Annotated in this window: 19 protein-coding genes; 8 read left to right on the top strand and 11 right to left on the bottom strand. The window is 64.7% G+C overall.

The window, feature by feature from the left end:
• Positions 1-14: 14 nt before the first annotated feature.
• From S7S_RS08255 to leuC, 6 genes are all read right to left on the bottom strand, one after another.
• Entirely contained in the window at positions 15-2915 is a 2901-nt protein-coding gene (locus S7S_RS08255) for a motility hub landmark protein FimV (RefSeq protein WP_193786229.1), read from the bottom strand.
• Positions 2916-3082: 167 nt separating this feature from the next.
• Complete coding sequence (locus S7S_RS08250; protein WP_008735930.1) at positions 3083-4102, bottom strand: aspartate-semialdehyde dehydrogenase; 1020 nt, start codon at positions 4100-4102, stop codon at positions 3083-3085.
• Positions 4103-4121: 19 nt separating this feature from the next.
• Positions 4122-5237: an aspartate-semialdehyde dehydrogenase gene (asd, locus tag S7S_RS08245; RefSeq protein WP_008735928.1), complete on the bottom strand. Its 1116-nt coding sequence runs from the start codon at positions 5235-5237 to the stop codon at positions 4122-4124.
• Positions 5238-5332: 95 nt separating this feature from the next.
• Positions 5333-6388, bottom strand: coding sequence for a 3-isopropylmalate dehydrogenase (gene leuB / locus S7S_RS08240; RefSeq protein ID WP_035204301.1), 1056 nt, complete (start codon positions 6386-6388; stop codon positions 5333-5335).
• Between the two features lie 84 nt (positions 6389-6472).
• Positions 6473-7114: a 3-isopropylmalate dehydratase small subunit gene (leuD, locus tag S7S_RS08235; protein WP_008735925.1), complete on the bottom strand. Its 642-nt coding sequence runs from the start codon at positions 7112-7114 to the stop codon at positions 6473-6475.
• Between the two features lie 14 nt (positions 7115-7128).
• On the bottom strand, positions 7129-8538 hold the full coding sequence (gene leuC, locus S7S_RS08230; protein WP_035204128.1) for a 3-isopropylmalate dehydratase large subunit: 1410 nt from the start codon (positions 8536-8538) through the stop codon (positions 7129-7131).
• A gap of 259 nt (positions 8539-8797) precedes the next feature.
• Between leuC and S7S_RS08225 the strand changes: the two genes are divergently transcribed.
• From S7S_RS08225 to S7S_RS08210, 4 genes are all read left to right on the top strand, one after another.
• Complete coding sequence (locus S7S_RS08225) at positions 8798-9673, top strand: LysR family transcriptional regulator (RefSeq protein ID WP_008735922.1); 876 nt, start codon at positions 8798-8800, stop codon at positions 9671-9673.
• An 81-nt stretch (positions 9674-9754) separates the two neighbouring features.
• The gene (fghA, locus tag S7S_RS08220) at positions 9755-10630 is read left to right on the top strand and encodes an S-formylglutathione hydrolase (protein WP_008735920.1); all 876 of its coding nucleotides are present in this window, start codon (positions 9755-9757) and stop codon (positions 10628-10630) included.
• On the top strand, positions 10627-11811 hold the full coding sequence (locus S7S_RS08215) for a phospholipase D-like domain-containing protein (RefSeq protein ID WP_008735918.1): 1185 nt from the start codon (positions 10627-10629) through the stop codon (positions 11809-11811). Before fghA ends, S7S_RS08215 begins: the two co-directional genes overlap by 4 nt.
• Positions 11812-11820: 9 nt before the next feature.
• On the top strand, positions 11821-13050 hold the full coding sequence (locus S7S_RS08210) for a phospholipase D-like domain-containing protein (protein WP_008735916.1): 1230 nt from the start codon (positions 11821-11823) through the stop codon (positions 13048-13050).
• Here the strand turns inward: S7S_RS08210 and S7S_RS08205 are convergent, their stop codons facing one another.
• The 4 genes from S7S_RS08205 to prmB form a co-directional block, all read right to left on the bottom strand.
• Complete coding sequence (locus tag S7S_RS08205) at positions 13051-14844, bottom strand: DUF945 family protein (protein ID WP_008735914.1); 1794 nt, start codon at positions 14842-14844, stop codon at positions 13051-13053.
• Positions 14845-15101: 257 nt separating this feature from the next.
• Positions 15102-16247, bottom strand: coding sequence for an MFS transporter (locus tag S7S_RS08200; protein WP_008735912.1), 1146 nt, complete (start codon positions 16245-16247; stop codon positions 15102-15104).
• A gap of 51 nt (positions 16248-16298) precedes the next feature.
• A complete protein-coding gene (gene aroC, locus S7S_RS08195) occupies positions 16299-17399 on the bottom strand; it encodes a chorismate synthase (protein ID WP_008735910.1) in 1101 nt (366 codons plus the stop codon).
• Positions 17400-17451: 52 nt separating this feature from the next.
• The gene (gene prmB, locus S7S_RS08190) at positions 17452-18387 is read right to left on the bottom strand and encodes a 50S ribosomal protein L3 N(5)-glutamine methyltransferase (RefSeq protein ID WP_008735908.1); all 936 of its coding nucleotides are present in this window, start codon (positions 18385-18387) and stop codon (positions 17452-17454) included.
• A 94-nt stretch (positions 18388-18481) separates the two neighbouring features.
• Here prmB and S7S_RS08185 point away from each other — a divergent pair, with 94 nt between their 5' ends.
• The 3 genes from S7S_RS08185 (at position 18482) to S7S_RS08175 (ending at position 21125) form a co-directional block, all read left to right on the top strand.
• Entirely contained in the window at positions 18482-18973 is a 492-nt protein-coding gene (locus S7S_RS08185; protein ID WP_008735906.1) for an EVE domain-containing protein, read from the top strand.
• 194 nt (positions 18974-19167) lie between these two features.
• Positions 19168-20493, top strand: a complete 1326-nt coding sequence (locus S7S_RS08180) for an ammonium transporter (RefSeq protein ID WP_008735904.1) — start codon at positions 19168-19170, stop codon at positions 20491-20493.
• Positions 20490-21125, top strand: coding sequence for a hypothetical protein (locus S7S_RS08175; protein WP_008735903.1), 636 nt, complete (start codon positions 20490-20492; stop codon positions 21123-21125). The genes S7S_RS08180 and S7S_RS08175 overlap by 4 nt, the downstream gene beginning before the upstream one ends.
• 20 nt (positions 21126-21145) lie before the next feature.
• Here the strand turns inward: S7S_RS08175 and S7S_RS08170 are convergent, their stop codons facing one another.
• A complete protein-coding gene (locus S7S_RS08170; protein WP_008735901.1) occupies positions 21146-21673 on the bottom strand; it encodes a GNAT family N-acetyltransferase in 528 nt (175 codons plus the stop codon).
• 123 nt (positions 21674-21796) lie between these two features.
• Here S7S_RS08170 and S7S_RS08165 point away from each other — a divergent pair, with 123 nt between their 5' ends.
• Positions 21797-23074 carry a dicarboxylate/amino acid:cation symporter gene (locus S7S_RS08165; protein WP_008735899.1) on the top strand — a complete coding sequence of 426 codons (1278 nt, stop codon included), beginning with the start codon at positions 21797-21799 and terminating at the stop codon, positions 23072-23074.
• Positions 23075-23095: the final 21 nt, after the last annotated feature.

The raw sequence follows: 23095 nt of genomic DNA, 5'->3' as shown, positions 1-23095 counted from the left end.
TGCGGCCCTGCGGGTCAGCCTACCTGGCTGAGCAGGTCCCGGGCTTCCGCCTGTTGCTGGTCGTTGCCCTCGGCGACAACCTCATTGAGGATGTCGCGCGCGCCTTCGGTATCACCCATGTCGATATAGGCACGGGCCAGGTCCAGCTTGGTGGCGTTCTCGTCGGTTTCGCCCAGGAAATCGAAATCGTCGTCGTCACCCAGGCCGGCGTCATCGGCCACCGCCGGCGCGGCGGCCGGCATCGACACCGGTGTGCCGGTCGGGGTCTCATCCACGGACAGCGTGTCATCCAGCGACAGCTCGTCGCCCAGGTCGTCTTCGTCCAGGGACAGGGTCAGCGCGTCGTCTTCGGCCTCGGCCATATCGCTGCCAGTGTCCAGGTCGTCCAGCGACAGATCATCCAGCGACAGGTCGAGGCTTTCCTCGGTCACGCTGTCACTGCCGGTGCCGGCAAATTCATCACTGACGTCGTCCAGCTTCAGCTCGCCGAAATCCATGCTGTCGTCGCTGTCGAGCGTGCCCAGGTTGCTGTCGAGTTCCAGCACCGGGTCAGCGCTCAGCGCGGCGGACACTTCTTCGTCGGACAGGCCGTCATCATCGCCATTGAGGCTGTAGCGGTTGTCTGCGGCAGCCGGGGTCTCATCGTCGAGCGAGAACGACAGGCTGTCGTCATCAGCGGACAGCGCCGGCTCGGCTTCCGGCAGCGTCAGTTCGAAATCGCCCAGGTCATCATCGTCCAGGCTGAAGCTGTCTTCTGCTGCTGCCCCGGCCGGGCGGTTGCCGGACAGGTCAGCGCTGAAATCCAGTGCCTGTTCATCGTCATCATCCGCCAGGCCGGCAGCCGGCGCCGTGCTGGCGGGCTCGCTGAGGTCCATGGCCAGATCATCGAACGACAGTTCTTCCTCGGTGTCCTGCGACGCGCCGGCCAGACGCGGACGCAGCGCCGCAATGTGGCCGTCAAGCTCGTCATTGAGCCCGGTCAGCTTGGTGGCTTCCTGGTCGAAGCCCGGCTTGTCATTGCTTTCCGCCAGCACGTCCAGCAGGCGTTTCTTCAGGTCGATGCGGCCCGGTTCGGCGTTGATGGCGCTGCGCAGGTGGCCCAGCGCCTGCGGGTACTGGCCGTAGGCCATGAACACATCAACCTGCTCCAGCGGGTCCTGTGCCGGTGCGGCCTGATCGTCCTCGTCCGCCATCAACGGCAGGTCATCGTCGTCATCACCGATGGCCGGCAGGAAATCATCGTCATCGCCAAAGTCATCGTCGTCGGCGAAGGCTTCGGTCTCGTCGTCAGCGGCCTCTGTGTCGGCGCCTGCCTTGCGGCGGCGCACCACCAGCAGGGCCAGCAGCGCCAGCACCAGCGCGACAGCGCCAAGAATCAGCGGATTGTTCAGCAGTTTGTCCAGCAGCGACGGCTCTGGCGCCGGGGGCGGCGTGACGCGTGGCGGCGGTGGCGCCTGACGCTCGGCCGGGGCCGGGGTGGCCGTAGCGGTGTCGTTGCTGGCCGGCTCGTCACCTTCGGCGGTGTCGTTCCGGGCACCCGGGGCGCCATCGTCCGGCTGGGCAGGCGCCGCAGCGATCTGGTCGTCGTCGGTGGCATCGCCGGTCGCCGGTGCGGCGGCGTTGTCGTCCTCAGCACCTTCCAGCGCCGGGACGGGTTGCAGCAGGCTCTCGTCGGTCACGGCCACGCCACGCTCTTCCTGCAGGCGACGCAGTTCTTCCTGCAGGCGGGTAATCTGGTCGTTGCGCAGTTTCAGCAGTTGTTCGCCCGTGTTGACCTGGGCTTCCAGGTCATCCAGGCGGCTGCCCAGTTCACTGTTTTCGCGACGCAGGCGATCCAGGTTCTCGTCACGGATCGCCAGTTCATTCTGTAATGCGGAGGTATCGCCGCTGGCGGTGCCACCGCTGCGGCCAGCGGAACTGCTGCCGGCACCACGGCCTTCACCGGATGCGGAATCCGGCGCCACCAGGGTCACGCGGCCACTGTCCTGCCCGGTGCCGGCAACACCGCCCTCGATGGTACGTGGCGTGCCGTCCAGCGGTTGCCGGGACGGTGTATCCAGGCCACGGGCCTGCAGCATCTCCCGCCACTGGCGGTTCTGCTCGGCAACCCGGGCAATGGCATCGCGGGTGGAAATCTCGCGCACTTCCTGCTCGCTGGGCAGGCGCAACACGGCGCCTTCGCGCACCAGGTTCACGTTGCCATTGATGAACGCGTCCTGGTTCATCTGCTGGATCACCACCATCATCTGCTGCACCGACACACTGCCGGTGGGCCGGTTCTGCGAGGCAATGCGCCACAGGGTTTCATCGGCACGCACGGTATGGGTACGGCGCGGCCCGCTGCTGTCAGCGGGCCGGTAGGTGGACGGTGCAGAGGGTGCCGGGGCATCGGCGGTGGCCAGCGGCCGGGTGGCCTGTCTGGCAGGCTGTTGCGCCGGCGGCTGCGGCGCGCTTTGCGGCTGTTGCTGGCGCGCCGGCGCCACCGGTTCGTTGAAACCGGCCGCGTAGCTGGGTGGGTCAAGCAATACGGTGTATTCGCGCAGCAGGCGACCGGTGGGCCAGAGGTACTCCACCAGGAAGCTGACGTAGGGCTCGCGTACCGGCTGCCGGGTGGTGATGGTCACCACGCCGGTGCCGTCCGGGCGCAGGTCTATATTGAAGCGCAGGTCGGCATGCATGGCCTGCCGTTCGACTCCGGCGCGTTCGAAGTCTTTGTCCGCCGCCAGGTTGACCAGCAGTTCCTCTTCGGTCAGGTCCCTGAGATCAGTCAGGGACACTTCCATGTTCAGCGGCTCGTTCAGATAGGAATGCAGCTCATACTCGCCCACCCCCAGAGCGGCGGCCAGGCCGGGCACACACAGCGCCCAGGCAGTGATACTGATCCCCATTCCTCTCAACATGAGTCTTCGCACCATGGTTGAATCCTGATTATTTTTTATGTCTCCTGCCGCAACGCGTCCGCTGCGGGGCGCCCGCCGGGGGCCGGACAGGGTCAAAACAGACCACCCGATGGTTCCGGATTCTGCCCCAAAAGCGAAGCCGGAACCTAGAAACTATGTCACATAACGCCAGTAAGTATTCATCACAGATGGTCTTTTATCAATAACTGGGCAATTTGTACACAGTTCAGCGCCGCACCCTTGCGCAGGTTGTCGGTGACCAGACAAAGGTTCAGGCCCTGCTCGCGGGACAGGTCCGGCCGCAGCCGGCTGACCCAGACCCGGTCATCCCCCACCGCCTCGGTGATCGCGCTGGCATAACCGCCCTCTTCGTCCACCGCCGCCAGGCCCGGCACGCCGGCCAGCAGAGACGCCGCCTGAGCCACGTCCATCGGCTGCACGGTTTCCAGTGCCACGGTCAATGCCGTGCCAAAAAACACCGGCACACGCACCGCCGTGGCATTGACACGCAACGCCGGGTCGCCGAGCAGGCGCATGGTTTCCAGCGCCAGCCGCACTTCGGCGCGGGAGGCGCCGCTGCCGAGCTGTTCGCCGACCAGCGGCAGCATATTGAAAGCGATCTGGCGGCCATACAGACCATCCACCTCAATGCCCTGGCCGTTCATCAGGCGCGCCGTCTGCCGTGCCAGTTCATCCACGCCTTCGCGTCCGGATGCGGACACCGGTTCGCACAGGGTAACGTGCACCTGTTGCAGTCCGGCGGCATCCAGCAGCGGCTTCAACACCATCGACAACTGGATCGCGCCCGGCGACGGGCTGGCAATGATGCCGCGCTCGCGAAAATCCGCCAGCATCTCCGCATTCACTTCCGGCACGATCACCGGAATATCCTGCTCGGCAGCAAAGGCACCGCTGCAATCAATGACGATCGCACCGGCTTCGGCCGCACGCGGAGCGTATTCCGCCGCAACGGCCTCGGGCACGGCGAAAAACGCCAGTTGCACGGTGGAAAAATCGAATTCAGACAGCGGGCGCACCGCCACATGGCGGCCGCCCACATTCAGACGCTTGCCGGCGGATTCTTCGGTCGCCAGCAGGCTGACGTCGCCCAGTGGCAGATCGCTCTCGCCGAGCAGCTCAAGCAGGGTGCCACCGACCAGGCCGGTGGCACCCACGACAACAACATCACATTTGTTTTGCATCAATCCCTTCTGGTCCGTATCAGGACTCAAGCAGGATGCGCAGCATACGGCGCAGCGGCTCGGCGGCCCCCCACAGCAGCTGGTCGCCGACCGTGAAGGCATTCAAATACTGCGGCCCCATGTTCAGCTTGCGCAGCCGCCCCACGGGAACCGTCAGGGTGCCAGTGACCGCTGTCGGGGTCAGTTCGCGCAGGGTGACCTCGCGCTCGTTGGGCACCACCTTCACCCAGTCATTGGCGCTGGCGATGATATCGTTGATCTCGTCCATCGGCACGTCTTTGGTCAACTTCAGCGTCAGCGCCTGGCTGTGGCAGCGCATGGCGCCGATGCGCACGCAGGTACCATCCATCGGGATCGGGTTGCCGTCACGGCCGAGAATCTTGTTGGTTTCGGCCTGGGCCTTCCATTCTTCTTTGCTCTGGCCGTTGTCCAGCTGCTTGTCGATCCAGGGCAGCAGCGAGCCGGCCAAGGCGTGGCCGAAGTTGTCTTTCGGCAACTGGTCACCACGCATGGTCTCGGCCACCACCCGGTCGATATCCAGGATGGCGCTGCGCGGATCGGCCAGCAGGCCGGCCACGTCGGCGTGCAGCTTGCCCATCTGCGCCAGCAGTTCGCGCATGTTCTGCGCGCCGGCACCGGAGGCGGCCTGGTAGGTCTGGGCGCTGGCCCACTCCACCAGGCCGGCGTTGAACAGGCCACCGAGCGCCATCAGCATCAGGCTCACGGTGCAGTTGCCGCCCACGTAGTTTTTCACGCCGTTTTGCAGCGCTTCGTCGATCACGCGACGGTTGACCGGATCGAGCACGATCACGGCGTCGTCTTTCATGCGCAGCGCAGAGGCGGCATCGATCCAGTAGCCGTCCCAGCCTGCCTCGCGCAGCTTCGGGAATACCTCGTTGGTGTAGTCGCCGCCCTGGCAGGTGACGATCACGTCCAGCGCCTTCAACTCATCAATGCTGTTGGCGTCTTTCAGCGCCGGGATATCCTTGCCCACGTCCGGGCCGGCTTCACCGACCTGCGAGGTGGAGAAAAACACCGGCTCGATGTCGCGGAAATCATTTTCGGCGCGCATGCGTTCCATCAGCACAGAACCCACCATGCCGCGCCAGCCGACAAAACCGACTCTCTTGCTCATTCATGTTCTCCCGTCTGAAGCCGCGTTCGCCTCATTGCCATCGCGGCGTTCGCCCGCGCGCAGCGGGCCTTCGATGTCTGCCTGGCCGCGCACTGTTAGCCGCGCAGGGCAGCGGCAACGGCGTCACCCATTTCAGTGGTGCCCACCTTGCGGCAGCCATCGGTGTAGATATCGGCGGTGCGCAGCCCGTCTTCGAGCACCTGCTCCACCGCTTTTTCGATCGCATCGGCCACGTCGCCACGATCCAGGCTGTAGCGCAGCAGCATGGCCAGTGACAGGATCGTCGCCAGCGGATTGGCGATACCCTGCCCGGCAATATCCGGCGCCGAGCCGTGGCACGGTTCGTACATGCCCTTGCGGTTCACGTCCAGCGATGCCGACGGCAGCATGCCGATGGAGCCGGTCAGCATGGCGGCCTGGTCGGAGAGAATGTCACCGAACAGGTTGCCGGTCACCAGCACGTCAAACTGCTTCGGCGTGCGCACCAGTTGCATGGCCGCGTTGTCCACGTACAGATGCGAGACGTCCACTTCCGGGTAGTCTTTCGCCATCTCCGTGATCACTTCTTTCCACAGCTCGGTCACTTCCAGCACGTTGGCCTTGTCCACCGAGCACAGGCGCTTGCCGCGCGCCATGGCCAGCTCGAAGGCCACCTTGCCGATGCGGCGGATTTCGCTTTCGCTGTACACATCGGTATTGAAGCCAACGCGCTCGCCGTTTTCTTCACGGATGCCACGCGGCTGGCCGAAATAGATCCCCCCGGTCAGCTCACGCACGATCAGGATATCCAGCCCGCTGACCACTTCCGGCTTCAGGCTGGAGGCATCCGCCAGCTGCGGAAACAGGATCGCCGGGCGCAGGTTGGCGAACAGGCCCAGCGAAGAGCGCAGGCGCAGCAGGCCGCGCTCCGGGCGCTTGTCACGCTCGATCTGGTCCCACTTCGGTCCACCGATACTGCCGAACAGGATCGCATCCGCCGCGCGCGCTTTCTCCAGCGACACCTCCGGCAACGGATCACCGTGTACGTCATACGCCGCGCCGCCTACCAGCGCGTCATCCGTCTCGATCTCCAGCCCGAAGCGGGCTTTCGCCACGTCCAGCACCTTGACCGCTTCTGCAACGATTTCAGGGCCGATGCCGTCACCGGCCATAATCAGAATCTTTTTCACGCGTTCTTGTCTCCGCAATACACTTCGCACCGCACGCCGGTCATCCGACGCGCGGTGATGCTTTTCCTATTGTACAAATACCCACGGCTCACGCTGCTGACGGCTGGCCTCGTAAGCACGAATGGCATCCGACTCCTGCAACGTCAGGCCGATGTCATCCAGGCCGTTGAGCAGGCAGTGTTTGCGGAAGGCATCCACCTCGAACGGAATTTTCACACCGTCCGGGCGCACCACCACCTGTTCTGCCAGGTCAACGGTCAGTTGATAGCCTTCCTGTGCGAACACCTGCTGGAACAGGGTCTCGATCTCGTCTTCCGGCAACACGATCGGCAGCATGCCGTTCTTGAAGCAGTTGTTGAAGAAGATGTCGGCAAAACTCGGTGCCAGCACGGTACGGAAACCAAAATCCTGCAACGCCCAGGGTGCGTGTTCGCGGCTGGAACCGCAGCCGAAGTTGCGACGGGCCAGCAATACGCTGGCGCCCTGGTAGCGCGGCTGGTTCAGCACGAAGTCCTTGTTCAGCGGGCGCTGGCTGTTGTCCTGGCCAGGCTGGCCTTCATCCAGGTAACGCCACTCGTCGAACAGGTTCGGGCCAAAGCCGGTGCGTTTGATCGACTTCAGGAATTGCTTCGGAATGATCTGGTCGGTATCCACGTTGGCGCGATCAAGCGGCGCCACGAGGCCGGTATGGGTAATGAATTTGTCCATCAGCGTGTCCTCGCTCAGCAGTCGCGGATATCGACGAAATGACCGGCCACCGCTGCGGCCGCGGCCATCGCCGGGCTGACCAGGTGGGTACGCCCGCCATTGCCCTGGCGGCCCTCGAAATTGCGGTTCGAGGTCGAGGCGCAATGCTCGCCCGGTTGCAGGCGGTCCGGGTTCATGGCCAGGCACATGGAACAGCCCGGCTCGCGCCATTCAAAACCGGCTTCGACGAACACTTTATCCAGCCCTTCTTCCTCGGCCTGCTGTTTCACCAGGCCGGAGCCGGGCACGACCAGCACCTGCTTGACCGAATCAGCTTTCTTCTTGCCTTTCGCCACCTCGGCAGCAGCACGCAAGTCTTCAATGCGCGAATTGGTGCAGGAGCCGATAAAGACCCGGTCCACCTTGATGTCACTGATCTTCATGCCCGGCGTGAGGCCCATGTATTCATAGGCGCGCTCCATGCCGGCGCGCTTCACCGCATCACTTTCCTGTGTCGGGTCCGGCAAGGTCGCATCCACGGGCAACACCATCTCCGGTGAAGTGCCCCAGGACACCTGCGGTTTGATGTCGGCCGCGTTGATCTCGACCACAGCATCGAACTGTGCGCCCTCGTCAGACACCAGCGTGCGCCAGTATGCGACCGCAGCATCCCATTGCTCACCCGCGGGCGAGAACGGACGGCCCTTGCAGTAATCGATGGTCTTGTCATCCACCGCCACCATGCCCGCACGGGCGCCGGCTTCGATGGCCATGTTGCAGACCGTCATGCGGCCTTCCATGGACAGCGAGCGGATCGCGCTGCCGGCAAACTCCACCGCATAACCGGTGCCGCCGGCGGTGCCGATGATGCCGATGATGTGCAGCACCACGTCTTTCGCCGTGACGCCCGGCCCGAGGTCACCCTCGACACGGATCTGCATGTTCTTCATCTTCTTCACCACCAGGCACTGGGTGGCCAGCACGTGCTCCACTTCGCTGGTGCCGATGCCGTGCGCGAGACAGCCCAGCGCACCGTTGGTGGAGGTGTGCGAATCACCGCAGACCACGGTCATGCCCGGCAACACCGCGCCCTGCTCCGGCGCCATCACGTGCACGATGCCCTGGCGCACGTCACCGATGCCGAACTCGCGAATGCCGAACGAGCGGGTGTTGTCCTGCAGCGTCTGCACCTGAATGCGCGAGGTATCGTCCTCGATATCCGCTGCGCTCTTGAACGGCGTGGTCGGCACGTTGTGGTCCAGCGTGGCGAAGTTCGCACCCACGCGCCACGGCGCCCGCCCGGCCAGGCGCAGGCCCTCGAACGCCTGAGGCGAGGTCACTTCGTGAATAATGTGACGGTCGATGTAAATGAGGGCGGAACCGTCATCACGCTGAGTGACGACGTGCGCCTCGAAGAGTTTGTCGTAAAGTGTCTTGGCCACCATTTTTCTGCTCTCCCCTGCCCGGACGCGGGCGATATCAGGGCTCACGATACGGCCTTGCAATCCATAAATCCAATTCATAATATTTATCCTAAGGATTCCTGAGAGGAATGAATCGATGGTGTGGTCGGAAGGTGTGGCAGTGGTGGGGGGTGGTCGGAAGTCGGACGTCGGACGTCGGACGCTAAAAGAAAGGCGGTCCGGGCTGGGATGTATTTTCAAGCGTCAGACGTCAGACGTCAGACGTCCGACCTCTTAACCCATGGACACCCACAGCCTGCAGGCCTTCCTGGCCGTCACCGAGCACGGCAGCTTCTCGGCCGCCGCCGAGGCGCTGTTTCTGACGCAACCGGCGATCAGCAAGCGCATCGCCCTGCTGGAGGAACAACTGGGCGCGCGGCTGTTTGACCGGATTGGCCGCCAGGTCCACCTGACGGAGGCCGGCCGCGCCCTGCTGCCCCGGGCACGCGGCATCCTGCGCGACATGGACGACACGGTCCGCGCCATCAGCAATCTGTCCGGCGACGTCAGCGGCACGCTGCGTATCGGCACCAGCCACCATATCGGGCTGCATCGCCTGCCGCCGGTGTTGCGCCGCTTTTCCCGGCAGTACCCGCAGGTGCAACTGGACATCCACTTCATCGATTCCGAAGAAGCCTGGGAAGGCGTGCTGCACGGCGATCTGGAGCTCGGCGTGGTGACGTTGCCGCCGGAGCCGGACCCGCGCGTCAAAAGCGCAGTGATCTGGGACGACCCGCTGGTGTTCATGGCGGCACCGGAACATCCCCTGGCACAGGAAAAGCAGGTCACGCTGGCGATGCTGACCGGCTACAGCGCCATCCTGCCCTCGCCGGTCACCTTTACCCGGCGCATCGTCGAAAACCTGTTCGACGAGCACCGGCTGACATTGAATATCTCCATGTCCACCAACTATCTGGAAACCATCTATATGATGGTCTCCATCGGCCTCGGCTGGAGCGTGCTGCCGGCGACCATGCTCGACGGCGCCGTGCAGGCCCTGCCGGTGACCACGGCGCTGCCGCAGCGGCAGCTCGGCTATGTCATGCACCCGGCACGCAGCCTGTCCAACGCAGGCCGGCATTTTCTCGACGTACTGCAAACCACCGCCGGGATGTAATCATTCTATAAACCGGCGCGGGCAGGCTCGACAGAGCGCCGCGCCACGCGCCATGCTCAGGCGCATTGACGGAGGGGCCCCATGCACAGCGACCAGACCAGCCTGGAATTACTCAGCCAGCACCACTGCTTCGGCGGCTGGCAGAAACGCTACAGGCACCGTTCCGAGGTGCTCAACTGCGAGATGATCTTTGCCATCTACCTGCCGCCGCAGGCGGAAAAAGGCACGGTGCCCGTGCTCTGGTGGCTGTCCGGCCTGACCTGCACGGACGAAAACTTTGTCACCAAGGCCGGCGCCCAACGGCTGGCCGCACGGCTCGGCATGGCCATCGTCTGCCCGGACACCAGCCCGCGCGGCACCGATCTGCCGGGCGAGCATGACAGCTACGATTTCGGCTCCGGTGCGGGGTTTTATGTGAATGCCACCGAGGCCCCCTGGGCGTCGCATTATCGTATGTACGACTACGTGACGACCGAACTGCCGGCGCTGACCCGGGCCCATTTCCCGGTCAACGGCCGCGAGGCCATCAGCGGCCACTCCATGGGCGGCCACGGCGCGCTGGTGTGCGCACTGAAACAGCCCGGCCGCTATGATGCCGTTTCCGCCTTTGCGCCGATCGTGAACCCGATGGACTGCCCCTGGGGCATCAAGGCCCTGAGCGGCTATCTGGGCGAGGACCGCAGCGGCTGGCAGGCCTGGGACGCCTGCGCGCTGGTGGCCTCGGGCATATCGACACAGCCCCTGTTCGTGGACCAGGGCCTAGCCGATAACTTTCTTACCGAACAGCTGCGCCCCGAGCGGCTGGAGCAGGTCTGCCATGAACACGGCCACACCCTGCACCTGCGCCGCCATGCCGACTACGACCACAGCTATTTCTTCATCGCCAGCTTCATCAATGACCACCTCCGCTATCACGCCCGCCACCTGGGCCTGACACCGGAGCCTGCCGACGCATGACGCGACAGACACCCCCGGCCCGCCTGAGCTGGCCCTGGCGCAGTGCGTGCACGGCACGTCTGGTGCCCGGGGGTGATGATTTCCTGGCGGCCATTGGTGCACAACTGCAGGCCGCACGTCGCAGCATCCTCATCGAGCTGTATCTGTGCAGCAGTGGCCAGTTGTTTGAAGACTGGCTGGCAATACTGCGCGACGCCGTCGCGCGCGGTGTGCAGGTGCGTGTGCTGCTCGACGATGCCGGCAGCCACGGGCTGAGCCGCCGCGACCGTGACCGGCTCGACCAGAGTGGCGTCACCCTGCGCTGGTTCAATCCGCTGCGTTTCGGGCATCCGCTCAATGCGTTGATCCGCGACCATCGCAAACTGATCATCATTGATGAACAGTACGCCTGGACCGGCGGCATGGGTCTGGACGACCACTATGCCGCAGCCCTCTGCGGCGACGATGCCTGGCGTGACCTGATGGTGTGCTGCGAAGGCCCGGTGGTGAAGGACGTACTCGCACTGTGCGAGCAAGTGTGGTCACTGGCTGGCAACGGCCCACTGCACGGTGCACTGCGCTGGCGGTTGCACCGCGATGTCGTTCACAGCCAGGACGACGTGCCGGCGCAGACACCGTCGGCGCGCCTGAGCGCCGCGCGGGGCGGCAAGCGCAATCCGTTGCTGCGTACCTTTATCCGGCGCATTGGCCGCGCCCGCGAACAGATCTGGCTGTGCACGCCCTACTTCCTGCCCCCGCGACCGCTGTACAAGGCACTGCAACGGGCCGCCCGGCGCGGGGTCACCGTGCGGCTGCTGATATGCGGTGACTGCACGGACCATCCGGTCATTCGCTACGCCGGCCAGCACCTGTACGCAAGGCTGCTCCGTGCCGGCGTCGAGATTCACGAATTCGAGCCCTGCTTTATTCACATGAAGGCAGCGCGGGTGGACGACTGGTGCACGCTGGGCTCGTTCAACTACGATCGCTGGAACAGCAACTGGAATCTCGAAGCCAATATTGAATGGTGTGACGAAGAGCTGTGCAGTGCACTGGACGATCTGCGCCAGCAATTGCAACAGGAATGCAGGCACATTGACCACGCGACATGGCGCCGTCGTGGCCCCTTCGCCCGGGTGCGCGAGAGCCTGATGTTCTGGTTCGGCACGCGCCTGTTGCGCCTGCTGCACGCGCTACGCTGAAGGCCCGCCATGCCGCACCGCCGCCGACATCCGGAACCCGCCGCCCAACTGGCCTGGCCCTGGCGCGACCAGTGCACGCTGACGCTGCAGGCCGGCGGCATGCGTTTTCTGCCCGCCATACGCACGGCCATGCAGGGCGCCACGCAAACCATCGATATCGAAATGTACCTGTGCGCCTCCGGCGCACTGTTTGACGAATGGTTGCGCGTGCTGGCCACGCGCGTGGCCGACGGTGTGCGCGTACGCATGCTGCTCGACGACATTGGCTGCCGCGAGCTGGCCACGGAAGACTGGCAGCGGCTGCAACAGGCCGGTATCACTGTACGCCGTTTCAACCGGCTGCAATGGGCGCGCCCGCTCGCCGCGCTGGTGCGCGATCACCGCAAGCTGGTGCTGGTGGACGGACGGCGCGCCTGGGTCGGCGGTTTCTGTGTCAATGACGAGAGTGACCCGCGCATCTTCGGTGACGACGCCTGGTTCGATGCCATGGTCGCCTGCCGCGGCCCGGTGGTGTCGGATTTCGCGGCGCTGTTCGAGCAGGCCTGGGCGCTGGCCGGGCGCGGCCCGATCACCGACGCGCTGCGCTGGCGGCTGCAGAAATACCCGCCACCGCGCGCCAGCGAAACCGGCCGCTGCGAAGGCTGGGCGAGGGTCCGCGCTGCGCGGGGTGGCCGCAATAATCCGGTGCTGCGTGCTTTTGTGCATCACATCCTGCGCGCGCAGCGCGAAGTTTGGCTGTGCACGCCCTATTTCCTGCCGCCGCGTTCACTGTACAAGGCGCTGCTGCTCGCCGCGCGGCGCGGTGTCGACGTACGCCTGACCGTGCCCGGCCGCAACACCGACCATCCGGTGCTGCGTTACGCCGGGCATCACCTGTACCAGCGGCTGCTGCAGGCCGGTGTGCGCATAGAGGAATACCAGCCCCGTTTCCTGCACCTGAAAGCGGCCCGGGTGGATGACTGGTGCACCCTGGGTTCGTTCAATTACGACCGCTGGAACAGCAGCTGGAACCTGGAAGCCAACGTGGAGATCATCGACAGTGATTTCTGCCATCAATTGCACACGCTGCAGCAGTCGCTGGCGCGGGAAAGCCAGCCTGTTGCGCCGAATCGCTGGCAGCGTCGCCGTCCCTGGCAGCGCTGGCGGGAAAAATTCTGGTACTGGTTCGGCACACGGCTGATCCTGCAACTGAAGACGTTGTGGAACACGGCCACCGTGCGCCGGCCGGAAAAACACTGATCAGTCGAATGCGGCCACCGGCGTCAGCGTCTCGCAGTTCTGCATGTACCACAGCGCGTACCGGCTTTCGTCCACAGTTACGTAGCGGCATTGCCAGTACACCAGGCCGTCATCGTCCTCGCCGGGGAAACGGGCCTGCATACGCAGCGTCAGCACCTCGCTGCCCTGGTCCATCAGTGCCAGCTCAAGCACGCCGCGCGCCGCATCGTACTGGCTCAGGCGCACCGGCAATGCGTAATCGGCGGCGAACTCCTGCACCACTTTTTGCGCTTCGCTGCGTGCCGGCAGGCGTCCGTCCTCGTAGAAATAGCCTTCGATCTCCAGCGAGATGGCAGAGCTGGCCTCACCGAACTGCATCGCCACGTCGCCTTCCGCTCCGGCGGCGGCATCACGCTTGAACAGTTGCTGCAGGTTGTCCAGCGTCTGCTCTGTCGGCAGCGCCTCATCATTGAGCCACAACCCACCTTCATGCAGTGTCAGCGTCAGGCCCAGCCTGTCATCCCGCTCGTGCAGTACGCTGCCAGCCTGTTCGCGCCAGGCCGGTGGCATCTGCTCAACCAGCGCCGCGTCCAGTTCGGCATCAATATTGACATCCACGACACGCAACCAGCCCTGTGGCGAAACTTCACCCAGTGCTTGCAGCGAGGTCACCGACGGCGGCAGGCCGGCATAGTCGGCACGGGCCTGCACGCTGGCGAGGGTGCGGGCTTGCGCACTCGCCAGCAGCGAGGCGGTGACGGCGGAACGTCCCGGTTGCAGGATGCGCTGGGTCACCAGTTGCAGCATGTCCTCGAACAGCGGCATCAGCGCCTGGGCGGCGTCCATCGCGGCCTGCATGTCGTCGCCTTCGGTGGCTTCAGTGAGCGTCTGCATGCGGCGCAGCATCGGGTCGAGTGCTTCCAGCCCTTCCGCGCCCAGGCCGAGCGTGCCGAGCGAGAAATACAGACGGTCCAGCGAAGCCAGCGGTGTGTCGGCCAGCGCTGGCGACTGAAGCTGCTCCATCCAGATTTCCAGGGTGCTGTCGAGCAGGCCTTTTTCCACGCGGGAATGCTGGCGAAGGTGCAAGTCCATCTGGATCGGCGGCTGCATCGGGGCGGCCAGATGCAGATCGCTGAAGACGAGCAGGAGGTCCCCCAGCGGCGTATTGCCGAGGCTGTCCTGGAAGGTGCCCTGGCCGCTGATGTTCGAGAGGGAGAATTGCGTTCCGCGATAATCGATGTGCATCTCGCCGCCGCTGAGATAGGCGCTTCCCGTCAGCGTCTGCATGTCCGTGTCGCCACGCATCGTCAGCCCGGCGAAGCGCACCACGTCGTCGCCTTCTGCGAACGCCACCGGATTGATGCGCAGCACGTAGTCGACGCGGTCATCGAAACCGATCAGTGCCTCGCCTTCCAGCGGCGAACGGTCGCCGAACAATGTCCGCGCCATGGCCGTGGCTTCACCACCGAGGGCATCCACCAGCAGGGTATCGCGTGCACCGAGCAACCCAACGCGCCACTGACCATCAAGACGCACCAGAGGACCGAAATGCAGCAGGCTTTCAAAGCGCAGCCGGTCAAGCCACTCAAAGCCCTCGATGGGTTCGGCCGTGGTCAGGCTGTAGACCGCCCTGGCACCGAAAGGACGGTGCTGGTAACTGTCGAGGCGCCAGCTCAGCCCGACGTCGGCGAGCTGTTCAGCACTTTTGGCGAGGTAGGCACGGTAGCGTTGCTCCACGGCCCGTTGCATCAGCAGATAGCCGGCGATACAGACCACCAGCAGGGCAACAACACCCAGCAGTCCCTTGCGTTTCATGATTCCCCCCAGAAGATTGATTCGATTATTAGCAGGCTGTTGAAAAACAGCCTGCGCTGACGGCTCAAGCAAGCCGTCAGCAAAATCAAACGCGATAAGCGATTGATTTTCCGTGCCCACCTTTGCGGACCTGTGCCGCAAAGGTGGCTTGAAAAAGCCTCAAAGAGGCTTTTTCAACACCCTGTTTACGTCGTGCGCCATGATACCCGCTTCAGCGGGGCACGGGATGATCTGGCGCACAGCCCGCCGACAGACGTTCAGTCCGGCACGACAGGACTGTGCAACGCCTTCCATGCCAGCAGCGCACCCAGCAACGCGGCACCCGCCGCAATCAGATAACTGTCCGCTCCGAGCCGCTCCCACATCAGGCCGGACAGCGACGCCCCCACCGCCCAGCCGGCACCGAAACCGAAGCTGGCATACAGCGCCTGCCCCTGCCCGGCGTGCTCGCCGCCGAAGTGCCGGTGCACCCAGGCAATGGCCGTCGCATGGAAGCTGCCGAAACTGGCCGCATGCAGCAGTTGCGCAAATACCAGCACCGCCATCTGCTCGGCCAGCGTGCCGATCAGCAACCAGCGCAGCGACGCCAGCAACAGGCTGATCACGAGCAGGCTGCGCAGTGAAAAGCCGGTCAGCAGACGCGGCATCACCAGAAACAACAGCACCTCCGCCACCACACCCAGCGCCCACAGCATGCCGGCCTGCCCGCGGCTGATGCCGAGTTCATCCAGGTAGATGGTGTAGAAGGTGTAATACGGACCGTGGGAAAACTGCATCAGGAAGGCGCACGCCAGAAACACCTGCACGTCACGACGACGCAGCATTGCCAGCAGGCTGGTGCGCTTTTGTACCGGGCGGCGCGGGGGCAGCGCCGGGATCGCCAGGGTGCACAGCCAGAGCACCCAGAGCAGCACCAGCAGCGTCCAGGGCACCAGCGTCACCGGCAGATAATCCAGCGCGGCACCGAGCAGCAGCACGGCGATGATGAAGCCCACGGAGCCCCACAGGCGCACCAGGGCGTAACGATGGCTGCGGTCACCCAGCAGGTTCAGCGTCACCACCTCGAACTGCGCCAGCACCGCGTTCCAGAAAAAACTGAAACCGGCCAGCACGGCGAGCATGGCCCAGAAGCCGTCGACGAAAAACACGCTGATGAACACCAGCGCAGCTGCCAGATTACCGCCACGGATTACCCGCAGGCGCTGGCCGGTGCGGTCCGCCAGCCAGCCCCACAGATTCGGCGCGCCGAGCTTGGTGATCTGGGGCACGGCCATCAGCAGGCCAATCTGCGCGGCGGTAAATCCTTCGCCCTGCAAATACAGCCCCCAGTAGGGCACCAGCGTGCCCAGCACCGAGAAATAACACAGATAGAAACCGGACAGCCGCCAGTAATAGGGCATCATCTGCACCTCGCGCCGGTCAGTACCGGCGCGGTGGAAAGGTGGCGTGCGGCGTCAGGCGTCGCCGGCGGGAATCGGCGTCATGGCGGGTGCGACGTCACCGCATTGCCCGCGCTGGCGCAGGTAGTGATCCATCAGCACCAGCGCCAGCATGGCCTCGGCAATCGGCGTGGCGCGCACGCCGACACAGGGATCGTGACGGCCTTTGGTCACCACTTCGACCGGCTCGCCGGCCAGGTTCACCGAACGGCCAGGAATCAGAATGCTGGACGTGGGTTTCAGGGCCATGGAGACACGGATCGTCTGGCCGCTGGAAATGCCGCCGAGTACGCCGCCGGCATGATTGCTCAGGAAACCTTGCGGGGTGATTTCGTCGCGGTGCTGTTCGCCGCGCTGCCCGACCACGGCAAAGCCGTCGCCGACTTCCACGCCCTTGACGGCGTTGATGCTCATCATTGCCTTGGCCAGGTCCGCATCGAGGCGGTCGAACACCGGCTCGCCCCACCCTGCCGGCACGCCGTCGGCAAACACGGTGACGCGGGCACCGATGGAGGAACCGTCTTTGCGCAGGGCATTGATCAGTGCTTCCAGCGCCGGCACTTTCGCCGCATCCGGAAAGAAGAACGGGTTGTCGTTGACGCTCGACCAGTCGAACTGTTCCGCGTGGACGTCACCGATCTGCACCACGCCGCCGTAGATTTTCACCCCCAGACGCTCGGCCAGAAACTTGCGCGCAATGGCGCCGGCGGCGACACGCATGGCAGTCTCGCGGGCCGAGGAACGGCCACCGCCACGGTAGTCGCGCAGGCCGTATTTCTGCGTGTAGGTGTAGTCGGCATGGCCGGGCCGGAAGGTCTCGGCGATGTCGGAGTAATCCTTGGATTTCTGGTCGGTGTTCTCGATCAGCAGGCCGATCGGGCAGCCGGTGGTGCGGCCCTCGAACACGCCGGAGAGGATTTTCACCTGGTCCGGCTCACGGCGCTGGGTGGTATAGCGGCTGGTGCCGGGCTTGCGCCGGTCCAGCTCGCCCTGCAGGTCCGCTTCACTCAATGCAAGCCCTGGCGGGCAGCCATCAACAATGGCGCCCAGCGCGGGGCCGTGGCTTTCGCCGAAGGTGGTGATGCGAAACAGTTCGCCGAAGCTGTTGCCTGCCATAAGTCACTCTGTCCGTGTTGTCGGTGCGGGGCTACCGCGATTGTACGCTGGCTCAGGCCGCCGTGCGGAAACGGTCGGCGTGTTCGAGCAGTTGTTGCCGGGTCAGCATGAACACGCCGTGGCCGCCGCGCTCGAACTCGAACCAGAAAAACGGCACGTCCGGCCAGATGCGCAGCATGGTTTCCCAGCTGTTGCCGACCTCGACGATGAGGAGGCCATCGTCGGTCAGGTAGTCCGGTGCCTCGCGCAGCAGGCGCCGGGTGAAATCCAGCCCGTCCTCGCCGGAGGCCAGCGCCAGCGCCGGCTCGTGCCGGTATTCCTGCGGCAGGCTGGCCATGTCCTCGGCGTCCACATAGGGCGGGTTGGAAATAATCAGGTCATAGCGGCCCTCGGCCGCCGACAGGCCATCGCCCAGCAGCGGGCGCACCTGTTCTTCCAGGCCATGCAGGGCGATATTCTCCCGGCACACGGCCAGGGCCTCTTCAGAAATGTCGCTGGCATCCACCTGTGCCTGCGGCAACGCGCAGGCACTGGCAATGGCAATGCAGCCGCTGCCGGTGCACAGGTCCAGCACGCGGCCGACGTAATCCGGGTTCAGCCAGGGCTCGAAGCGCTGTTCGATCAGTTCGGCCAGCGGCGAGCGCGGGATCAGCACCCGCTCGTCGACCCGGAATTCCAGCCCGCAGAACCACGCCGTGCCGGTCAGGTAGGCGGCCGGCAGGCGCTCGTTGACGCGGCGGGTCATCAGGGCCACGAAGCGCTCGCGCTCCATCGGCAGCAGCCGGGCGTCAAGCAGCCGGGGGTCGCTGTCCCAGGGCAGCGACAGCACATGCAGCAGCAGCGCCAGCGCGTCGTCGCCATGATTGTCGGTGCCATGGCCCAGATAGACCTCGCCACGGCGCAGCACGCTCTCCCCCCAGCGCAGGCAGTCACGCACCGTGAGCAATGTGCTGCTGGCCTGCTGCTGTTCCTGTTCGCTGATGCGCATGGGCGGTCCTGTCTTCACTGGGCAACGGGGTTTCCGGGGGCGCACCCCGGGCGCGCAAGATTACCATAAAGCCCCGCGACGGCGGGAATCCGCTATGATCGGCGACATCACCGGCAACCGCAGGACGCCTGCCATGGCCTACTGGCTGTTCAAGACCGAACCCGACACCTACAGCATCGACGACCTCAGGCAGGAACAGCGCTGCGGCTGGGAAGGCATCCGCAATTACCAGGCCCGCAACCGGCTGCGCGACGAGGTGAAAAAAGGCGATCAGGTGTTCATCTACCACTCGAGCTGCAAGGTCCCGGCCATCGTCGGCCTGGCCGAAGTGGTGCGCGACGCCTACCCCGACCCGACCCAGTTCGACCCTGAAGCCCCCTACTACGATCCGAAAAGCGACCCGGATGCACCGCGCTGGTTGCGCGTCGACGTGGCCTACCGGCGGCATTTCCCACACCCGGTGACGCTGCGCGATATCAAGGCAGACCCGACCCTGGCCGGGATGGAGCTGGTCAACCGCAGCCGCCTCTCGATCCAGCATGTGGACGACGACATCGCCAGCCGACTGCTCAAGCGCCTGGGCTGAATGCACCAGGATGGACGGCTTGCACCAGCGGCCGGCACCGCCACGGTGCAACGCGTCCGGCACCGCCCCTGATCCGGGGGCAAATCACTCCCCTTTCCCCTGTCTTCACCTGTGGCACGGCGGTTGCAACGACCGCAACGCAGGATCTTTCACGAGGCAGGGACGTCACGACCGTCAAGGGGGATGGGCATCACATGAACACATCACAACTCACCGGCCTGCGTTTACCGGTCGCCTTTTTATTATTGCTGTGCCCGGTGCTGGCCAGCGCGGCCGACGACACACTCAGCCCCGGCATCAACATGGCCTGGCTGGCCACCGCCAGCGCGCTGGTGTTTCTGATGCAGGCGGGCTTCGCGCTGCTGGAAGCCGGCATGTCCCGCGCCAAGAATGCGCTCAACGTAGTGATGAAGAATTATCTCGATGTCTGCGTCGGCACCGTGATTTTCTGGGCCGTCGGTTTCGGCCTGATGTTCGGCACCAACAGCAGCGGCTGGTTCGGCACCGACCGCTTTCTGCTCGGCAGCAGCGACATGGATACCTACGGCCTGTTGCTGTTCCAGACCATGTTCGCCGCGACAGCCGCCACCATCGCCAGTGGTGCCATGGCGGAGCGCACGCGTTTCACCGCCTATCTGGTGGGCGCGGTGGTCATCACCGGGCTGATCTATCCGGTGTTCGGCAGCTGGGTCTGGAACAGCGATGGCTGGCTGGCGAAGCTGGGCTTCATTGATTTCGCCGGTTCGTCCGTGGTGCATTCGGTCGGGGCCTGGTGTGCACTGGCCGGCATCATCGTGCTGGGGCCGCGCCTGGGACGCTTCGACAGCAACGGCCGCCCACGCGAGATTCGCGGCCACAACCTGACGCTGGTGGCGCTGGGCGGTTTCATCCTCTGGTTCGGCTGGTTCGGTTTCAACGGCGGCTCAACACTGGAAGCCACGGTGAACATTGGCCTGATCAATCTCAACACGCATCTGGCCGCCTGTGCCGGTGCGCTGGGCAGTGTACTGATGGCGCTGGTAAGTCGCCGGCCGATCCTGCTCACGGAAACGGTCAACGGCAGTATCGCCGGCCTGGTCGCCATCACCGCCGGCGCCGCCACCATGCATCCGCCGTGGGCCATGGTCAGCGGCCTGGTCGGCGGCATCCTGTGCACGCTGAGCACGCACCTGCTGCTGAAACTGCGCCTGGACGATGTTGTCGGCGCCGTCTCCGCCCACGGCGTCGCCGGTGCCTGGGGCACGATTGCCGCCGGCCTGTTTTTCGCAGGAGACATGTTCAACGGCCAGATCGTAATGGTGCAGGTTCTCGGCGTACTGGCCTGCTTCGTCTGGACCTTCTTCACTGCCCTGGTGATGTACGTGCTGATCGCGCTGCTGATGGGCCTGCGCGCCAGCGCACAACACGAACAGCGCGGCCTGGACCTGAGCGAGCATGCGGAAATCGGTTATCCGGAATTTCCCTCGGACAGCACCGCCTACACCGCTGAACGGGCCGCCGGGGTGGAGGTGCGCTCGTGAATGCACAGGAGCTGAGTGAAAAACGCCGCGCCATCTACACCGGCCTGAAGCCCTTCCTCCCGCGCGAGGACCTGCTGCAGGCACTGAGTCACTGGGAAGCCAACTACGCCGACCGGCCGCGCTTTACCCTGCAGCGTTTTGTCGCCGACATCTGCCGCGATGAAGTGCTGCGCGGACGCCGTTCCGACATTCTGCTGAGCCTGGTGCAGGCGATGAACATGCCGGTCGCCTCGCTGCTGCCTGATCCACTCAATGACAAGCAGCTGGCACGCGCCGACGGGCCGCTCTCGGCCTCCACCAGCGCCGCCTTCAGCGCCTTGATGGAAGCGCTGATGACACGGGTGCCCCTGCAGACCCGGCACAGTTTCCGGCTGGATCTGCTCAATTCGCTGAGCCGGCGGCATCTGCCGCCAGCGCTGCTGGGGGCAATGCAGAGCTGGCTCGGCAACGACCAGCCATTGAAAGTGCCCGCCGCACAGGAAGCGCTGCTGCAATCGCTGGTCAACCGGACCTATGTGGTGCTGTGTGAACGGCTCGGGCCGGTCGCAGCCGACAAAGCGTTGGCGGAAGCCGTGCGCAGTGTGCAGACCGCGCATCCGGACATGGACAAGGCGCTCAACGGCCTGCTGTAGCAGGCCGGCTTGCGCCAGCCTCACAGTGGCTTTTTCGACACCTCGCCCGCTGTCGGCGCGTCGAGGCCGAAGATAAAGTCGTCCATGACAAAGCCGTCGCCAATCTCGGCGCAATCCTCGCCGAGCAGCACATAACCGGCGCGCCGGTAGGCGGCGATGGCGGTGTCATTGTGACGATTGACCCGCAGCCGCAGCCGGTGTGCGCCGAGTTGCCAGGCACACTGCTCTGCGGCACGCAGCATCCGCTGCCCGTGGCCCTGTCCGTGCAGCGCCGGCAGCAGGTACAGCTTGTCCAGCCAGGCACCGCCGTCGAGATCAGCGCGCACACTGAAGTATCCGCACAGGCGGCCATCCAGGCGCAGCCCGCGGTAGCAGACGCCATCGGCGAGTTCCTGCGTCAACTGCGCTGCGCTGTACATGCGCTCGAGCATGAAGCGAATCTGCGCATCGCTGATCAGAGCCGGGTAATGGGCCCACCAGATGTCGGCGGCCAGCGCCTGCAACGCCGGGACCTGTGCGTGGTCGATCTCGATCAGTTCTGCGGACATGCTCTGCTCCTGGACACACCGGCACCGTGGCCGGTTGCGACCGGCTCCGGGGTCTGCGTATGCTTACCGGCACTGGACGGACTGGCCAACAATAATACAGCAGCCACAGCACAGGAGCGCCGCGTGAAGTTGCACAATCAGATTTTCCTCGCCATGGCGCTCGGTGCGCTGGCGGGCTGGCTGACCAGCGAAGGCAGCCAGGTATTCGGCGTCTCCCTGCTGGCTGTGTACGATACCGTAGGCCGGCTGTTCATCAACGGTTTGCAGATGATCGTGGTGCCACTGATCACCAGCGCCATCATTTCCAGCCTCACCGGCCTCGGCAACGGCCGCGATCTGGGCCGGCTCGGTGGCAAGACCATTGCGTACTACATGAGCACGACCTTTGTGGCGATCATCATCGGGCTGGTGATCAGCAATCTGCTCACGCCGGGCATTATCGATGGTGAGCCTGCCGGTGACCGCCTCGGCCTTGCCGCCGACACGCACGAAGTGCTGGCCCGCGTGGAAGGACGCGGCGCCGGTGATTTTGCCGGGATCATACTGCAACTGCTGCCCTCGAATCTGTTGCAGGCCGCCGTGCAGGGACAGCTGCTGGGGCTGATCGTGTTCTCACTGTTGTTCGGGTATTTCCTGCGCAACGTCGAAGGCAGCCCGGGCCAGGCACTGCGTGACGCGATCGAGGGCCTGTACCAGACCATGGTGCGGATCACGCTGTTCATCATCCGCTTTGCACCCATCGGCGTATTCGCACTGATCGCCGCCACGGTGACACGCACCGGCTTCGACGCCATTGAACCGCTGGCCTGGTTCTTTGCGTGCGTGCTGCTGGCGCTGGCGGTGCACGCTTTCATCGTGCTGCCGCTGGCCATCTGCGTGCTGGGCAGGCGTTCGCCGACATGGCATCTGCGCGCCATGACCCCGGCCATGCTGACCGCCTTTTCCACCGCCAGCTCTGCCGCCACGCTGCCGCTGACCATGGAATGCGTGGAAAAGCGTTCGCGTGTATCAAAACGCATTGCTACCTTTGTGCTGCCGCTGGGTTCCACCGTCAACATGGACGGCACGGCGCTGTATGAATGCGCCGCCGTGCTGTTCATTGCCCAGGCCTACGGCCTGGACCTGTCTCTGGGCATGCAGGCGCTGGTGGTGATCACCGCCCTGCTGACGTCGATTGGCGTAGCCAGCATTCCCGCTGCCAGCCTGGTTGCCATTACACTCATCCTCGGCATGGTCGGCCTGCCCGCAGAAGCCATCGGCCTGATCCTCGTCACCGACCGCGTGCTGGACATGTGCCGCACGGCGGTAAATATCTGGAGTGACAGCGTGGGTGCCGTACTGATTGCGCGCAGCGAGGGCGAAGAAGCGGTACTGAGCCAGCCGCCGGATCACACAGTCTGACCACACGACAGCCACACCAGG

Source organism: Isoalcanivorax pacificus W11-5 (assembly GCF_000299335.2).
GTDB classification, from domain to species: domain Bacteria; phylum Pseudomonadota; class Gammaproteobacteria; order Pseudomonadales; family Alcanivoracaceae; genus Isoalcanivorax; species Isoalcanivorax pacificus.
The sequence above is the reverse complement of the archived record's forward strand: the minus strand, read 5'-3'. Positions and strand labels throughout refer to the sequence as shown.

Coding starts and splice junctions, on each gene's coding strand:
- aroC (WP_008735910.1), bottom strand. CDS start 17,399: ATGGCAGGCAACAGCTTCGGCGAACTGTTTCGCATCACCACCTTCGGC.
- S7S_RS08250 (WP_008735930.1), bottom strand. CDS start 4,102: ATGCAAAACAAATGTGATGTTGTTGTCGTGGGTGCCACCGGCCTGGTC.
- leuC (WP_035204128.1), bottom strand. CDS start 8,538: ATGGTGGCCAAGACACTTTACGACAAACTCTTCGAGGCGCACGTCGTC.
- S7S_RS08185 (WP_008735906.1), top strand. CDS start 18,482: ATGATCGGCGACATCACCGGCAACCGCAGGACGCCTGCCATGGCCTAC.
- S7S_RS08210 (WP_008735916.1), top strand. CDS start 11,821: ATGCCGCACCGCCGCCGACATCCGGAACCCGCCGCCCAACTGGCCTGG.
- prmB (WP_008735908.1), bottom strand. CDS start 18,387: ATGCGCATCAGCGAACAGGAACAGCAGCAGGCCAGCAGCACATTGCTC.
- S7S_RS08205 (WP_008735914.1), bottom strand. CDS start 14,844: ATGAAACGCAAGGGACTGCTGGGTGTTGTTGCCCTGCTGGTGGTCTGT.
- leuB (WP_035204301.1), bottom strand. CDS start 6,388: ATGGCCGGTGACGGCATCGGCCCTGAAATCGTTGCAGAAGCGGTCAAG.
- S7S_RS08170 (WP_008735901.1), bottom strand. CDS start 21,673: ATGTCCGCAGAACTGATCGAGATCGACCACGCACAGGTCCCGGCGTTG.
- fghA (WP_008735920.1), top strand. CDS start 9,755: ATGCACAGCGACCAGACCAGCCTGGAATTACTCAGCCAGCACCACTGC.
- S7S_RS08180 (WP_008735904.1), top strand. CDS start 19,168: ATGAACACATCACAACTCACCGGCCTGCGTTTACCGGTCGCCTTTTTA.
- S7S_RS08200 (WP_008735912.1), bottom strand. CDS start 16,247: ATGATGCCCTATTACTGGCGGCTGTCCGGTTTCTATCTGTGTTATTTC.
- S7S_RS08225 (WP_008735922.1), top strand. CDS start 8,798: ATGGACACCCACAGCCTGCAGGCCTTCCTGGCCGTCACCGAGCACGGC.
- S7S_RS08255 (WP_193786229.1), bottom strand. CDS start 2,915: ATGGTGCGAAGACTCATGTTGAGAGGAATGGGGATCAGTATCACTGCC.
- asd (WP_008735928.1), bottom strand. CDS start 5,237: ATGAGCAAGAGAGTCGGTTTTGTCGGCTGGCGCGGCATGGTGGGTTCT.
- leuD (WP_008735925.1), bottom strand. CDS start 7,114: ATGGACAAATTCATTACCCATACCGGCCTCGTGGCGCCGCTTGATCGC.
- S7S_RS08215 (WP_008735918.1), top strand. CDS start 10,627: ATGACGCGACAGACACCCCCGGCCCGCCTGAGCTGGCCCTGGCGCAGT.